The sequence below is a fragment of the Desulfoglaeba alkanexedens ALDC genome (assembly GCF_005377625.1).
GTDB classification, from domain to species: Bacteria; Desulfobacterota; Syntrophobacteria; order Syntrophobacterales; family DSM-9756; genus Desulfoglaeba; species Desulfoglaeba alkanexedens.
In genome coordinates this window covers 970908-985034 of sequence record NZ_CP040098.1, presented here as the reverse complement: position 1 = coordinate 985034, position 14127 = coordinate 970908, and the positions used below count along the sequence as shown (strand labels likewise).

The following is a 14127-nucleotide window of genomic DNA, read 5'->3' as shown; positions in this document are numbered from 1 at the left end:
CGGGCGATCATGGCGCACAAGGTGGTGATTCCATTGAATGGAGAAGAGGTGGCGCCGCGCTTCGACTTGGCCGCTGAGGTGTGGATCGGGCGGTTGAACGCCGAAGGCGGTCTGGAGGAAGAGCGGATCGTGGTCCTGCCTCAGGCGTCGGCGGAGGCGCTGTGCCATCTCATCGTCTCCGAAAGGGCGAAGACGGTGATCTGCGGCGGGATCGAAGAACTCTATTACGATTACCTGGTCTGGAAGAAGGTCGCCGTGATCGATTCGGTGGTGGGCCGGCGTGCCGAGGTGTTTCGGGCCTTCTTGGAGGGGAGGTTGGAATCCGGGACCGTGCTGTTTGAGCGCAAGGTGCGGCGGTAGTCCGCCAGGATGTGTTAAAACGTATCATAATGTAGCTTTCATAATGTTTCATTCTGTCTAAGATCCCGTCCTCGTCTCAAGACCTCCTCCCCGAAAGTGACGGACATCACAAGGTCGAAACACCTGGCACCCCTTTTGCTCCCGTCTTGAGCCCGAGGCAGGGATCAGGAACGCCGCGGCCGCATCCGACGGAAGCCGGCCGCCGAGACCACATGGGGACGAGGGTGCCGTGCCGATCGAGGATTCCAGAGTCGCGAAGCTAGTCCTCTACGAAGAAGACGGCCCTTTCCGAATGAATCTGGCCAATTACTTGCGCCGAAACGGCCTGCAGGTCACCGAAGCCGACAACGCCTTGGAGGCTTTGGACGCCGCCGGCGATGCGCAGGTGGTCCTCATCGGCCTCAAGGAAGACGGAGCCGAGGGCTTGGCTCTCCTTGAAAGGATCAAGGAGCGGCGGCCGCGGGCAGCGGTGATCCTTCTGGTGCCTTCCGGCCAGGCGGCCCTTTCCATCGAGGGGATGAAGCGCGGGGCCTTCGACGACCTCATGATCCCCTTCGACCTTTCGCTGCTGCTGCGGAAGGTTATCGAAGCCGGGGCGGTGGCCCACGAGGACCGGATGGGAACCACCACCCAAGGCGGAGAACCCGACAGCGCGGAAGGGCCCGGGAAGCCGCGACAGAAAAAGAAGAAGGCACGACGTCGCACGGAGACACGCCGCGATCGCTGAAGGCGGTCTTTGGGGAGGCGGAGCCGCGGGCCGGCTTTTTGGGGGTCGTTCAAGCGGCGAGCGGCGTTGAGGGCCGCCGCAGACGGCGGTACCTTGTGACTTCGTTCACACATAGCCGATCCCACATCGGCGCCGGCAAAACGGAAATCCGGCCATAACCCAACGTTTCGAGGAGGCAGCGTATGGAAACGGTCAAGGTGAAAGCGCTCATGGTACCCCTGGACCACTACGCCCGTGTCCCTGAGGACGCCACCCTGGCCCAGGCGGTGTTGGCGCTCGAAGAAGTTCATGAAAAATTCGACGACCATTATTACAAGCACCGGGCGGTGCTGGTCCATGACGCCGAAGGCCGGGTGATAGGGAAGGTCGGCCAATTGGACGTGCTGAAGGGCCTGGAACCGCGCTTCAAGGAAGTGGGTGATCTGAGCATGCTCAGCCGGTTCGGTTTCGGGTCGGAGTTCGTGAAGATGATGAGCCGGCAGTTCAGCCTGATGGAGAAGCCTCTCAATGACATCTGTCGCAAGGCGGCCAAGGTGAAGGTCCGCGACATCATGCACACTCTCACCGGCGGTGAGTACGTGGACGAAGAAGCGAGCGTGAATGAAGCCATCAAGCAATTGGTTCTGGGCCAGCACCATTCGCTTCTGGTCACGAGGGGCGAAGAGATCGTGGGCGTTCTTCGCCTTTCCGATGTCTTTCTGGAAGTGTGCCGCTTGATCAAGGCCTGCGAACTGGAAGGATAAACGGATTTTCCGACTAGGAGCCGAGGAGGTGTCTCACATGCATGCACAGATGAGCAAAAAGAGAGTGAACTGGATGCGGCTGGTTTTCATGCTCACTGGAGTCGCACTCTTTTGCCTGGTCTATTTTTCCCCGCCCTGGGCGGACGCCGTCGATCCCATGGGCAAGCATTTCCCGCTTTCCCGGGAGGGAAAGGGGGCTTTGGCCGTTTTTCTGTGGGCTGGAACCTGGTGGGTGTTCGAAGTGGTGCCCATCGGGGTCACGAGCCTTCTCATCGGGGTCCTTCAGGCGCTCTTTCTCATCCGGCCCGCCAAGGTCGCTTTCAAGGATTTCATGGATCCGTCGGTGCTTTTCATCTTCGGCTCCATCGTGATCGGCATGGTCTTCACCAAGACGGGGCTCACCCGGCGGCTGGCCTACAAGATGCTCGCCGTCGTGGGTGAAAAGACTAGCCACATCATGCTGGGCTGTTTCGTGGTGACGGCGGCGCTCACCCATATAATGGCCCACACGGCGGTGGCCGCCACCATCTACCCGCTGCTCCTTTCCATCTACGCCCTCTACGGCGCGGACGAAAAGCCCACCAAGTTCGGCAAAGCCCTCTTTATGGGGATGGCCTACGTGGCGGGCGCCGGGAGCATCGTGACGCTTCTCGGGGCGGCGCGGGGCGCCGTGGCCATCGGGTTTTTCAACGAGATCGTCGACAAGAATGTGGGATTTTTCGAACTGAGCTACTACATGTTCCCCATCGGCTGGCTCATGACGTTCCTGCTGTGGGGCTTTTTCATGATCTTCTGCAAGCCGGAAAAGAAGGTGATTCCCGGGCTGAAGGAAAGAGCGAAACAATTGAGCGCCGAGCAGGGTCCGATCACTCGAAAGGAAATCCTGGCGCTGGGGATCATCTTTTCCGTGGTGGGGGTCATGAGTCTGCGCTCTTTCATCCCGGCGCTGGAACCCATCGACAAGACGGCCATCATCCTGGTGTCCACGATCCTCTTTTTCGTGGTGGGAATCCTGGATTTGGAGGACCTGGAGCAGATCTCCTGGAACATCATCCTGCTTTTCGCCGGGGCGATGAGTATCGGCTTCTGCCTGTGGGAGACGGAAGCGGCCAGGTGGCTCGCCGTGAACTGGCTCAGCATGTTCCAGAAGGCGAACTGGTTCGTGTTCGTGATGAGCATCGCGTTTTTCGTGATGGTGATGACCAATTTCATCATGAATGTGGCGGCCATCGCCATCTCGCTTCCCGTGGCTCTGGTGATCGCGCCTTACCTGGGCGTGGCCCCGGAGGTCATCCTTTTTGCGTCGCTGGTGACGGCGGGCATGCCCTTCCTGCTTCTCGTGGGAGCCGCACCCAACGCCATCGCGTACGATTCCAAGCAGTTCACCACCGGTGAATTCTTCCTTTACGGGATTCCGGCCAGCATCCTGCTCATGGTGGTGGTGGGGATCGCGGTCGCCGTCATCTGGCCCATCATGGGCATGCCGGTGACTATCGGAGGTTAGGAGGCTTTTCATGAAACGCATCGAACAGCTCATCGACCGCATCATCGACCGGGTGAATATCAATCTGAGGGAGCCCGCCTTCGACGTGGGGCCCTATGTTCGCGGGCTCATCCCCGTGGAGCAATTTGAACGGTTTTACGCCTTTTACGGCCTGAGCCCCCACCATCCCCTTCACTTCCATTTTCGGGGATCGAGCCTTGCGGGGAGCTACTTCCTGGGAAAGTGTATCGTGGAGCATTCCGTGCTATACAAGAGCGACATCCGGGGCGACGAGCTGAAGATGCGAGGCGACGTTTTGTGCCACAAGGGGCTCCAGGTGCCGCTCCACGACGACGAGGTCATCCGGATCAAGGACGGCTTTCTGGTGAAGACCCTGGTCCACAATTACTCTCACGATCCGGAAAACCCCGAGGAGTTCCTCATCCAGAACACCGTCTCCCTCCATTACGCGAACATCCACGGAGCGCCCGTGGAGGGAAGTTTCCTGGGGCCGTTCGCCACGGTGGATCTCACCACCGTGCACGACTGTGTGATCGGTCCATTCGCCTACGTCCAGGTGGGGGAGCTGGCTCATCGCGAGGTGGAACCGGGAACCATCTGGATCCGTTCCGACGGGGATTTCGATTTCCGGTACCGCTTTCCGGACACTGTCCTGAAGCGCTATGTGAACGCCCTTTCGGGAAGGAACCCCGAGGGGGTGCTCATGGATTTCGTGGAAGCGCGAAAGGAAGATTTCCAGGAAGTGTTCGACGGCGCGGTTCGACGGCCACCCCGGATCGATGTCCCCCCGGGGGCGGCGCTCAGCCGTTACGCTGTGGTCCGTGGTGACACGGAAATCGCCGAAAACGTCCTGGTGGCTCAGCGGGCCTACCTGGAAGACGCCTACCTGGGAAAAGGGGCGAACGCGCAGGAAAACTGTTACATCATCCGCTCGCGCCTGCAAGGCTGGAACGTCACGGCCCACGGCGGCAAGATCATCCACGCGGTATTGGGGCCCAAGGTGTTTGTGGGCTTCAATGCGTTTCTCCGGGCAAGCGAAGACTGTCCCTTGAAGATCGGCGAAGGTTCCATCGTCATGCCGCACACGGTGGTCGACCTGGAGGAGCCGGTGGATATCCCGCCGGGGCGGCTGGTGTGGGGTTACGTGTCTCGCCGGGCGGACCTGGAACACCAGAGCCTCGCCCTGGAAGACCTGAGCCGTGTCGAAGGGTTGATGGAAAAGGGGGCGATGCGGTTCGAAGGAAACGGCGCCCGTTTCGTGGAAGCCTTCCGGCACCGGATCGAGCACATCCTCGAGGCCAACGGGGCGTACTTCGACGGGACGAACAACGTGGGGCACGCTCAGAAGGGCCAGAACATCTCATTCAACATCATGCAGCCGTACCCGGAAGGGGAGATGCAGGGGCTGTATCCGACCATCGACATCCGTCCCTGAAAGGAACGCGGGTCATGCTGAAGCGGCTCAGCCTGCGCGCCAGGATACTGGTGCTTCTCGGGGTCCTCATCGGCGTCAACTGCGCTGGGGCACTGGTGACGCTCTGGTACACCAAGCGAACCCAGGCGCTCTACACGTCCATGGTGGACCGCGATGTGGAGGCGCTCCTGGCGGCTCAGAAGCTCGAAAGTTCCCTGGTGATGCAGAAGGGGTTCGTGACTTATTACTTTCTCAATCGCGATCCCCAGTGGCTCACGCAATTGAGCGACTATCACGGCCGATTCGAAGATTGGCTGCAGAGGGCGAGACAATCGGCTTACCTGGAAGAAGCTCGGGAAATCTTGAACGCCATCGAGTCGGAGTACATTCGCTACGCTCATGCCCGGGACCGGGTCGTCCATCTCTACAAGGAAGAAAAGGTTGAGGAGGGGGCGGAACTTCATTGGAAGGTCCGGGACCAGTTCCATGCCATCTACGACCTCACCGAAGCGTACAAGAGGCTCCACGAAGCCCGGATCCTGGAAGCGCGCGAGCGCTACAGCGCGCAGGCCAAGCTGGTGACGAGGCTGGCCTGGAGCGCCATCCCGGCAACCATTGTGGTGGGGTTCGTGCTGGGGTCCATCCTCTTCGGGCAGGTTCTGGAACCGATCCGCCGGATGGCGCTGGACAGCCTGCCGGAAGGGGATCTGAGAAGGGTGGGCGACGAAGTAAAGGCTCTGAGCCGTCGGGTCCGGAGCCTCATGGACGACGTGGACGAAGCGCACAGCCAGTTGGAAGAGAGTCGTGAGCACCTGATGCAGTCGGAGAAACTCGCCCTGGTGGGTAAACTGGCGGCCGGAGTGGCTCACAGCATCCGAAACCCGCTCACCTCGGTCAAGATGCGGCTCTTCTCCCTGGAGCGGAGCCTCAAGCTGGATACCACCCAGCGTGAAGATCTGGAGGTGATTTCCGAAGAAATCCGCCACATTGATACCATACTGAGGAATTTCCTGGAGTTTTCCAGGCCTCCCAAGTTAAAGATGCAGCGGATAAGCCCCTCCGATGTGGTGGACATGACTTTGCAGCTCCTGCGCCACCGGCTGGAATCGTACGGTGTGGAGGTCAAGGTCCAGCGGGAGCGTCGGCTTCCCAAGATTTCAGCGGATCCGGAGCAGCTGAAGGAGGTGCTGGTGAACCTTCTACTGAACGCCTGCGAAGCCATGACGGAAGGCGGCGTCATCCAGATTCGGGAAGAGGAAGGGGTGGTGCCTCCGCGGGGGCGGACCCTGGTGATCCGGGTGACCGACAGCGGCCCTGGGATTCCCGAGACGTTGCAGGACAAGGTGTTCGAGCCGTTCTTCAGTACCAAGGAGGAAGGATCGGGGCTGGGCTTGAGTATCGCCAAACGCATCATCGAGGACCACGGCGGGTGGATGCAGGTGAGTTCCACCGGGAGGCAGGGGACCACCTTTGTAATCGCCCTTCCGTGTGAGGAGCAGGACCATTGGCTGAGATCTTGATCGTGGACGACGATGCGCAGCTTCGCCAGAGCTTCGAAAGGCTCCTGACCCGTGAGGGGCATCGGGTGAGGACGGCTTCTTCCGGGGAGGCGGCCCTGGCCCTGGTGCAAGAGGCGTCGCCCGATCTCGTCATCATGGACGTGCGGCTCCCTGGCATGGACGGGCTGCAGACGTTCCATGCGCTCAGGGAAATGGACCGCAAGCTTCCGGTCATCATCATGACGGCCTACGGCACCACGGAAACCGCCATCCAGGCCACCAAGCTGGGGGCGTTCGACTACGTGCTGAAACCGTTCGAAATCCCTGCCATCTTGGAGCTCATGGAGCAGGCCTTGAGCGCCGGCCGTTTCATGCGATCGCGCGTGGAAGTGGACGCGCAGCCCGAAACGGCCCCTTGCGATGCGCTGATCGGCCGAAGTCAGGCCATGCAGGAGGTCTACAAGGCCATCGGCCGCGTGGCGCCCACGGACGCCACCGTACTCATCCGTGGAGAATCCGGCACCGGAAAGGAACTGGTGGCGCGCGCGGTGTACCAGTACAGCGAGCGGGCCGACGGACCGTTCCTGGTGATCAACTGTGTGGCCATCCCGGAAACGCTCCTGGAAAGCGAGCTTTTCGGCTACGAGAAGGGGGCCTTCACGGGGGCGGTGAGCCGGCGGGTGGGAAAAATCGAACAGGCCCACCGCGGGACCCTCTTTCTCGACGAAATCGGGGACATGCCCTTTTCGATCCAGGCCAAGATCCTGCGCCTGCTCCAGGAACGGAGCATCGAAAGACTGGGCGGGAGGAAACCTATCCCGGTGGATGTGCGGATCATCGCCGCCACCAACCGCGATCTGGAAAGAGCCGTCGCCGAGGGCCGCTTCCGGGAAGATCTTTATTACCGCCTGAAGGTGGTGACGCTCACCCTGCCTCCGCTCAGGGACCGCCACGGCGACGTTCCCATGCTGGCCGACTACTTTCTGGCCCGGTTCGCCCGGGAAATGAACATGGTGAATCCGGGACTCACCCGCGACGCCGCCGAATTGCTGAGCCATTTCCCCTGGCCGGGAAACGTCAGGGAACTGGCCAACACCCTTCAGAAAGCGCTCATTTTCAACCGGGGTTGCCCCCTGGACCGCGAAGACGTCCTGCGGGCCATCGGGCAGGGGGAGCGCACGGCTCCCAGCCGAAGCCACGGCGAAGGGAGTATCGGAGGGGACCAGACCCTTCGCGACTGGATCCGGGAAAGGATCCGCAGTTCCTCCGAAGAAAACCTCTTCGAACAGCTGATCGACGAACTGGGGGCCTTGGTGATCCGGGAGGCTCTGGATTTCACGGGAGGAAACCGCACCCGGGCTTCGAAACTCCTGGGGATATCCCGGCCCACCCTCATCGCTCGGATCGAAAAATACGGCCTCAAGATCGAAACCTCGGTATCGTAGACCATCCTCCACTGCGAAGCCCTGACGGCGTGTCGATGAAACCTTCGACGCCTCCGTCTTTACACCTTGTAAAGAAATCCGACAGCCGCCCTTTGCGTCATACGCGGTTCCCCGCGATGTATCGTTCTCCGCCGCTGGTATGTTCGTTGCTCGTGGAAACGATATCCAAAGCGTTCCTTCGGGCTTCTCTTTCGGAAGCCAGGAGGCCGGCGCAAGTGCAGGAGCCGGCTTGCCGGCCTGACGGGAGGGCGGTGAGGATACCGGAGGGTTCTCGTGGAAGTGGCCCGGGGGAAGGGTCTCTTCCGCCGCCGCGAGCGGTGTTTCGAGGCTGGAGCTTCCATGCCGCACGAAGGTTACCGCAATCTGCGCCTCAAGATCATTGCGACGACGCTCACCTTTTCCCTGATCCCGCTTTTTGTCTTGGGGGCGAGCATCTATTACCAATTTCACCAGTCCTATTCGTCGAAGATTCACGAAAACCTCCGTGCGATGGCGGAAAACCGACGCCACGCCCTCGACCTCTTTTTTGACGAAAGGATTTCGCAGCTCACGACAGTAGCCTACACGATGACGTTCGATCGGGTCACGGCGCCGGGGACCTTGGAGCGGCTGTACGATCTGATCCAGAGTCGGTCCAAATATTACGTGGACTTGGGGGTCATCGACGAGAACGGGGAGCACGTGGCTTATTGCGGTCCTTACAAGCTGAAGGGCCTCAACTATCGGGACACCGACTGGTTCCAGTCGGTGATTGCGCGCGGAACCTACATCAGCGACGTCTTCCTGGGGTTTCGCAAGGTGCCTCACTTCATCATCGCGGTCGCTCGAAGAGAAGACGACCATACGTGGGTTCTCCGGGCCACCATCAACACGGACCTCTTCGAAGCCATGGTCCGTGCGGCCCAAACAGGGCGAAAAGGCGATGCGTTCCTGCTCAACCGCGACTTCGTCTATCAGACGGCGCCTCGGTTCCACGGCGGGCTTCTCGAAAAGAACACCAGCCTGCAACTACCGATGTTCATGGGAACCCGGCTGATCGAACATGCCATGGAAGGCCGTCGGCTGCTGGTGGCCGCCACCTGGCTTGAGAACAAGGAATGGCTGCTTGTGGTGGAGCAAGATCCCGGGGAGGAACTCCTGCCGCTTTTCCGGACCCGCCATTTGACCATCGGGCTCATGACGGCCGGCGTCATCGCCGTGGTCTTCGGGACGGTACTGGTTTCACAACTGATGATCCGGCAGCTCATTCGAGCGGACAGGGAAAAGGCGGAACTGGATGCGAACCTGATGCAGTCGGCCAAGCTGGCGGCGGTGGGAAAACTTGCGGCAGGCATCGCCCATGAAATCAACAATCCGCTGGCGGTGATCCGGGAAAAGGCGGGCTGGATCCGGGACCTTCTGGAAGAGGAGGACATCCAGAGCAGCGACAATTTCGCGGAATTCGCCGATGCCGTGGAAAAGATCGAAGCCCACGTGGAAAGGGCCCGGACCGTGACCCACCGGCTGCTCGGGTTCGCCCGACGCATGGAACCGGTTGAAGAAGAGGTGGACCTTCACCGTGTGCTGGACGAAACGATCGCTTTCTTGGAAAACGAAGCCCGTCACCGCAACATCGCTATTCACAAGGAGTACATGGCCGATGAGCCGACCATCATCAGCGATTCTTCCCAGTTGCAGCAGGTCTTTCTCAATATCATCAACAACGCCATCGATGCGGTGGAGCAGGACGGTGACATCTGGGTCCGGACTCATCGGGACGGGAAGAAGAATTCTATTACGGTTGAAATCGCAGACAACGGGCCCGGCATCCCGCCGGAGCACCTGAGCAAGATCTTCGACCCCTTCTTTACCACAAAGAGAACGGGAAGCGGGACCGGACTCGGACTGTCCATCAGTTACAGCATCGTAAAAAAGCTCGGGGGAGAGATTGTGGTGAAAAGCAATCGGCCGAAAGGAGCCGTCTTCACTCTTTCTTTTCCTGCCCGCCAGGGTGCGGATTGAACGGCAGGACGTGAAAAGAGGCTTGGAGGCGATCCAACCGGGGGCGACTGGGAACGCGGCGGAGGCATGCCATGATGCCGTACAAGGTGTTGGTGGTCGACGATGAATTGGACTTCCTGGAGACGATCGTGAAGCGGCTGGAGAGGCGCCGGATCACGGTCACCGGGGTGGCAAGCGGTGAGGAAGCCTTGAAGCAGCTGGAAACCTTTCCCGTCGACGTGGTTATCCTGGATGTGAAGATGCCGGGCATGGACGGCCTGGAAACCCTTCGACGCATCAAGCGAAGATGGCCTTTCGTGGAAGTGATCCTTCTCACGGGCCATGGTTCCGTGGAATCGGGCATCCAGGGCATGGAACTTGGAGCTTACGACTATGTGATGAAACCCGCCAAGCTGGGAGACCTCATCGCCAAGGTGGAACAGGCCTATGAACGAAAGCGGCTTCGCGAAAAACAGAGCCAGTAACTACGCGGTTTCCATTCTGCTGTTTCTCGCCGCGGCCTGGGGCGTCGTTTCCGGAAGAAGGCTGTGGGCGATAGCCGCCGCCGCCCTCGGGGGCCTTTCCGCTTATTCCGTTGGAACGCTTCTGCGTCGAATCGAATCCGCGGAAAAGCAGAGGAAATCGCTGGACCAGCAGCTCCTGCAGGCCCAGAAGCTGGCCGCCATCGGCGAATTATCGGCGGGAATTGCACACGAAATCAACAATCCGCTGGCCATCATGACCCAGGAGCTGGAATGGATCCGGCACCTCATGGCCTCGGAGGAGTCGCTGAAGTCGAGCGGGTTCGAAGAACTCAAAGATTCGCTTAACGAGATCGCCCGACAGGTGGAGCGATGCAAGGAAGTGACCCACAAGCTGCTTGGTTTCGCCCGCAAGATGGATCCGGTGATACAGCCGGTGGACATCAACCGCCTGATCGAAGAAATGGCCTGTCTGGTGGAAAAGGAAGCCCGGCTCCGCAAGATCACCTTGATCCGCCGTTACCGGGAAGATCTCCCGCCGATACGGACCGACCCACCCCTGGTCAGGCAGGTGGTCTTGAACCTTTTGAACAATGCCATGCACTCCATCGGCGAGGACGGTTCGATCTCGCTGGAAACGCGCCTCATGGGCGACCACGTGGAGCTGGTGGTTTCCGACACCGGCTGCGGCATCCCGGAGGAACTCCAGTCCCGGATTTTCGATCCGTTCTTCACCACCAAGCCCCCCGGCAAAGGGACGGGCTTAGGGCTTTCCATCTGTCATGGCATCGTCCAGCGGTTGGGGGGAAGGATCGAAGTGGAAAGTCGACCGGGGGAGGGGACATCCTTTTACGTTATTTTGCCGGTTCGCGAGGAGGAGTGAGCCATGGGTGGTGAAGCGGGTTCCAAGCCGCAGGTCCTGATCGTGGACGACGAAGACCGTTTCCGGTTGACCCTGGGAAAGCTTCTTGGATCCAGGGGGTACCCTGTCGATTCGGCGGGAAGCGGCCCGGAAGCGCTGGAAAAGATACGCGATCGGGCCTTCGACGTGATTCTGCTCGACGTGAAGATGCCGGGCATGAGCGGGATCGAGGCCTTGGCGCGCATCAAGAAGGAAAGTCCCCTTTCCGAGGTGATCATCCTGACCGGCCATGCTTCGGTGGACGCAGCCGTCGAAATCATGAAGCTGGGCGGCTACGAATATCTTCTGAAACCCTGCCCCATGGACGAACTCACTGCCCGGATCGATGCGGCTTATGAAAAGAAACTCGCCCGGGAGCGTGTCGCGAAACGGCCGCAGTAAGCCGATCACTACAACCGGTAGCGCTCTTCGATGAAATTTGCGGCCAGGACTTCCACGCTCTGCTCGCTGTCCATGAGCATGTCCATCTGCCGGGTATACTGCAGCATCCGGCCGATCCGATCCAGCCTCTCAAGGGTCTCTTTCCGTTCGTATTTCACATAGCGGCCGGTTACTCGGTCCCCCGCTACAGTGACCACAAAACCCAGGGCTTCCAGGATGCGGGCGATGGCCCTGGCCCGCCGGTTCCGGCGGGTTTCATCGGCGGCGCCGCCCATGAAGGAGAAGGTGATGTAGTTCTTGTTGACGGTTTCGCCGCAGTAGGTGTCCAGGATGCTGTAGTGGTAGCCGACCCGCGAACTGAAGTTCAGATACTTTTCGGAAACGATGGCGTAGCTGCGATCGCCGAACCGTTCCACGTCCAGGCGGGGCGGTGAGAGCATCTGTTCGGTCATGACGGAAAGAAACCCGCCCAAGTGAATGGGTCGAGGTTCCCGGTGGCGGAGTTCCGGACGGGTCATGCCGGCCAGAAGGGCCCTTAACGGTTCACAGGCGATCCGGTCGAGGGAGACCTTTGTGTCTCCCGGTTTGACGTCCATGAGTCCGCCTCCCAGGTCGATGAGAAACAGGTCGATGGGGATGTCGGCTTCCACTTTTACGGCCCATCCTTCGCCGTTGGAGACGGCGTCGCTCAAGCGGAACATTTCTTCGTAGGACCGCTCGTGCACGAACCGCATGATATCGTGAAGTGTTTCGCAGGATTCCGGGCGGAAATCGGGGGCCTTGGGGTCCACGAGATTGATGGGCAGGATGTGGCGCGTTACCCGCTTCAGGGTATCGTGGACGGGCGTTCCTTTCATGAAGGGTTTGAGTTTCGGGCCGGGGCCGAGCAGTTCCTTGACTTGGCCGCGGTACACGCGGCCCGAAGAGGCGTCCACGGTCACGTCGACACCTGGTGGGATCCGTTCGGTGGCATCGAGGGTTCCGAGCAGGGTGGGAACGGAGAACTCACGGGCGATGGACGCCATGTGCCCGGTAACGCTTCCCGCATCGGTCACGATGGCGGCGGCTCGAGGGATAACGACGGCGTAAGCGGGCGAAGAATGGCGGGCGACTAGGACGGCGCCTTCCGGGAAATGGAGCAGGTCTTCTTCGGTTTGCACATGAAAAGCGGGCCCGTATCCGACTCCGGGGCAGGCGGTATTTCCCCCTTCCAGGATCACGTGGTAGCCTTCTATTCGAGCGGAACGGGGCCGTCCTTCGGCAAACGAGACATCGGGAGGGTGCAGTGGGCGGGACTGGAGGATGAGGAGGCGTCCGTCGGGGGCGAGCGCCCATTCGATGTCCTGCGGGCTGCCGAAATGCCGCTCCAGCTTGAGGGCGAAGCCGGCCAGTTGCAGGATCTGTTCGTCGTCGAGGCGGGCCTTCGCACGGAGGGATTCCGGTACTTCGATTTCTTTCAGTCCGCCGTCCGGATCGGCGACCAACTGGACCGTCTGCACCGAAACCTTTCTTTCCACGATGGTGAGTCTATCGCCACGGGCCACGCGGTACGTGTCGGGTGTCACCGTGCCGTCGACGGCATATGGCCCCAGACCCCACACGGCGCTCACCACCAGCCGGTCGTCCGAAGGATCGACGGGATTCCGCGAATACACCACCCCACTTGCCACAGAATCGATCATTTCCAGGCAAGCGACCGCCATGGCCACGTCTTCGTCTCGGATGCCCTTGTTGAAGCGATAGGTGATGGCGCGCGGCGTGTAGAGCCCGGCCGCTATGATGCGGTAGGTTTCGGCCAGGCGTTCCCGGGGAGTGTTGAGCATGGAAACGTATTGGCCGGCGTAAGACAGCTCGGTGTCTTCCCCGATGGCGCTGCTTCGCATGGCGACGCGAAGAGGGGTCCGAGCCCCCGGCGTTTTTCGGGCCCGAGCGTCTTGTACAGTGTCGAAGGCTTCCTCAAGGGCTTTCCGGAGCGGGTCGGGGACTCCGGCCGTGAGCACCATGTGTTGGATCGATTCGCTCAACGCATGGACCGCCTGGGGGTCCCGTGGGTCGACCTCGGTTTTCAGCTTGTTGATGCGGTCGACTAGGTCGTTTTCCGCCAAGAAGAGTTGAAAGGCGCGTGTGGTGACGGCGAAGCCCTCAGGAACGGCGAGCCCCGCTCTGTTTCGAACTTCCCCGAGGTTGGCGTTCTTACCGCCGACCCAATCCACCATTTCGCGGGTGACCCGGCAGTAGGGCAGAACCAGTTCGTCGATGGAAGGTGTCTCAACGGCTTCCAATTCCTGCTTGATGCGGGTGTGAATCTTTTCGAGGACTGCGGAAAGGAGCCCGTAGCGGTTTTCCGAGAGGGCGTTGAGGGCTCGGATCATGCGCGCGCTGTGAGAAACGGCGAGGGTCGCCTGGGAGCGCACGTAGGCCATCCCGAAGGGTTCGTATCCCTGGAGCTTCACAGAAAGATCGGAAAGGATCTTGGCTAGTTCCGAGTTGGAATGCAAGAGGTCTTTGAAGTTCGAATACTTGTAGCGGAAAAGATCCGCGATTTCTTCCGGGGTGCGCTGGGGTTTGGATTCACGCTTTATGAAAATCCTGGAAAGCCTCTGCCACATGACGGGTGCATCCTGCTGGGTGAACGGTTTGCCGGCGTCAGGCGGTTCATGACCGATGCCG

12 protein-coding genes are annotated in these 14127 nt (G+C 60.4%); 11 read left to right on the top strand and 1 reads right to left on the bottom strand.

Annotated features, from left to right (window positions below):
• Nucleotides 1-9 precede the first annotated feature (9 nt).
• The 11 genes from FDQ92_RS04675 (at nt 10) to FDQ92_RS04625 (ending at nt 11457) form a co-directional block, all read left to right on the top strand.
• Nucleotides 10-360, top strand: coding sequence for a NifB/NifX family molybdenum-iron cluster-binding protein (locus tag FDQ92_RS04675; RefSeq protein WP_137423502.1), 351 nt, complete (start codon nt 10-12; stop codon nt 358-360).
• 229 nt (nt 361-589) lie between these two features.
• Complete coding sequence (locus tag FDQ92_RS04670) at nt 590-1087, top strand: response regulator (protein ID WP_137423501.1); 498 nt, start codon at nt 590-592, stop codon at nt 1085-1087.
• Between the two features lie 182 nt (nt 1088-1269).
• A complete protein-coding gene (locus tag FDQ92_RS04665) occupies nt 1270-1830 on the top strand; it encodes a CBS domain-containing protein (protein ID WP_137423500.1) in 561 nt (186 codons plus the stop codon).
• A gap of 37 nt (nt 1831-1867) precedes the next feature.
• Nucleotides 1868-3334 (top strand): SLC13 family permease, encoded by a 1467-nt coding sequence (locus FDQ92_RS04660; protein WP_137423499.1) that lies wholly within the window; start codon nt 1868-1870, stop codon nt 3332-3334.
• A gap of 10 nt (nt 3335-3344) precedes the next feature.
• Nucleotides 3345-4769, top strand: coding sequence for a transferase (locus FDQ92_RS04655; RefSeq protein ID WP_137423498.1), 1425 nt, complete (start codon nt 3345-3347; stop codon nt 4767-4769).
• A 14-nt stretch (nt 4770-4783) separates the two neighbouring features.
• Nucleotides 4784-6268 (top strand): sensor histidine kinase, encoded by a 1485-nt coding sequence (locus FDQ92_RS04650; protein WP_137423497.1) that lies wholly within the window; start codon nt 4784-4786, stop codon nt 6266-6268.
• The gene (locus tag FDQ92_RS04645) at nt 6253-7692 is read left to right on the top strand and encodes a sigma-54-dependent transcriptional regulator (protein WP_137423496.1); all 1440 of its coding nucleotides are present in this window, start codon (nt 6253-6255) and stop codon (nt 7690-7692) included. The genes FDQ92_RS04650 and FDQ92_RS04645 overlap by 16 nt, the downstream gene beginning before the upstream one ends.
• A 339-nt stretch (nt 7693-8031) precedes the next feature.
• Nucleotides 8032-9693 (top strand): sensor histidine kinase, encoded by a 1662-nt coding sequence (locus tag FDQ92_RS04640; RefSeq protein WP_137423495.1) that lies wholly within the window; start codon nt 8032-8034, stop codon nt 9691-9693.
• Between the two features lie 71 nt (nt 9694-9764).
• Nucleotides 9765-10157, top strand: coding sequence for a sigma-54-dependent transcriptional regulator (locus FDQ92_RS04635; protein ID WP_211341371.1), 393 nt, complete (start codon nt 9765-9767; stop codon nt 10155-10157).
• Nucleotides 10120-11037: a sensor histidine kinase gene (locus tag FDQ92_RS04630; protein ID WP_137423494.1), complete on the top strand. Its 918-nt coding sequence runs from the start codon at nt 10120-10122 to the stop codon at nt 11035-11037. The genes FDQ92_RS04635 and FDQ92_RS04630 overlap by 38 nt, the downstream gene beginning before the upstream one ends.
• 3 nt (nt 11038-11040) lie before the next feature.
• The gene (locus tag FDQ92_RS04625) at nt 11041-11457 is read left to right on the top strand and encodes a response regulator (protein ID WP_137423493.1); all 417 of its coding nucleotides are present in this window, start codon (nt 11041-11043) and stop codon (nt 11455-11457) included.
• Between the two features lie 8 nt (nt 11458-11465).
• Here FDQ92_RS04625 and FDQ92_RS04620 read toward each other — a convergent pair whose 3' ends face one another.
• Nucleotides 11466-14066, bottom strand: a complete 2601-nt coding sequence (locus FDQ92_RS04620; RefSeq protein WP_137423492.1) for a PEP/pyruvate-binding domain-containing protein — start codon at nt 14064-14066, stop codon at nt 11466-11468.
• Between the last annotated feature and the right edge of the window lie 61 nt (nt 14067-14127).

Excerpts from the sequence above, each read along its gene's own strand:
- FDQ92_RS04665 (WP_137423500.1), top strand. The coding sequence starts at position 1,270 with ATGGAAACGGTCAAGGTGAAAGCGCTCATGGTACCCCTGGACCACTAC.
- FDQ92_RS04635 (WP_211341371.1), top strand. The coding sequence starts at position 9,765 with ATGATGCCGTACAAGGTGTTGGTGGTCGACGATGAATTGGACTTCCTG.
- FDQ92_RS04640 (WP_137423495.1), top strand. The coding sequence starts at position 8,032 with ATGCCGCACGAAGGTTACCGCAATCTGCGCCTCAAGATCATTGCGACG.
- FDQ92_RS04630 (WP_137423494.1), top strand. The coding sequence starts at position 10,120 with ATGAACGAAAGCGGCTTCGCGAAAAACAGAGCCAGTAACTACGCGGTT.
- FDQ92_RS04660 (WP_137423499.1), top strand. The coding sequence starts at position 1,868 with ATGCATGCACAGATGAGCAAAAAGAGAGTGAACTGGATGCGGCTGGTT.
- FDQ92_RS04650 (WP_137423497.1), top strand. The coding sequence starts at position 4,784 with ATGCTGAAGCGGCTCAGCCTGCGCGCCAGGATACTGGTGCTTCTCGGG.
- FDQ92_RS04620 (WP_137423492.1), bottom strand. The coding sequence starts at position 14,066 with ATGTGGCAGAGGCTTTCCAGGATTTTCATAAAGCGTGAATCCAAACCC.
- FDQ92_RS04655 (WP_137423498.1), top strand. The coding sequence starts at position 3,345 with ATGAAACGCATCGAACAGCTCATCGACCGCATCATCGACCGGGTGAAT.
- FDQ92_RS04675 (WP_137423502.1), top strand. The coding sequence starts at position 10 with ATGGCGCACAAGGTGGTGATTCCATTGAATGGAGAAGAGGTGGCGCCG.
- FDQ92_RS04625 (WP_137423493.1), top strand. The coding sequence starts at position 11,041 with ATGGGTGGTGAAGCGGGTTCCAAGCCGCAGGTCCTGATCGTGGACGAC.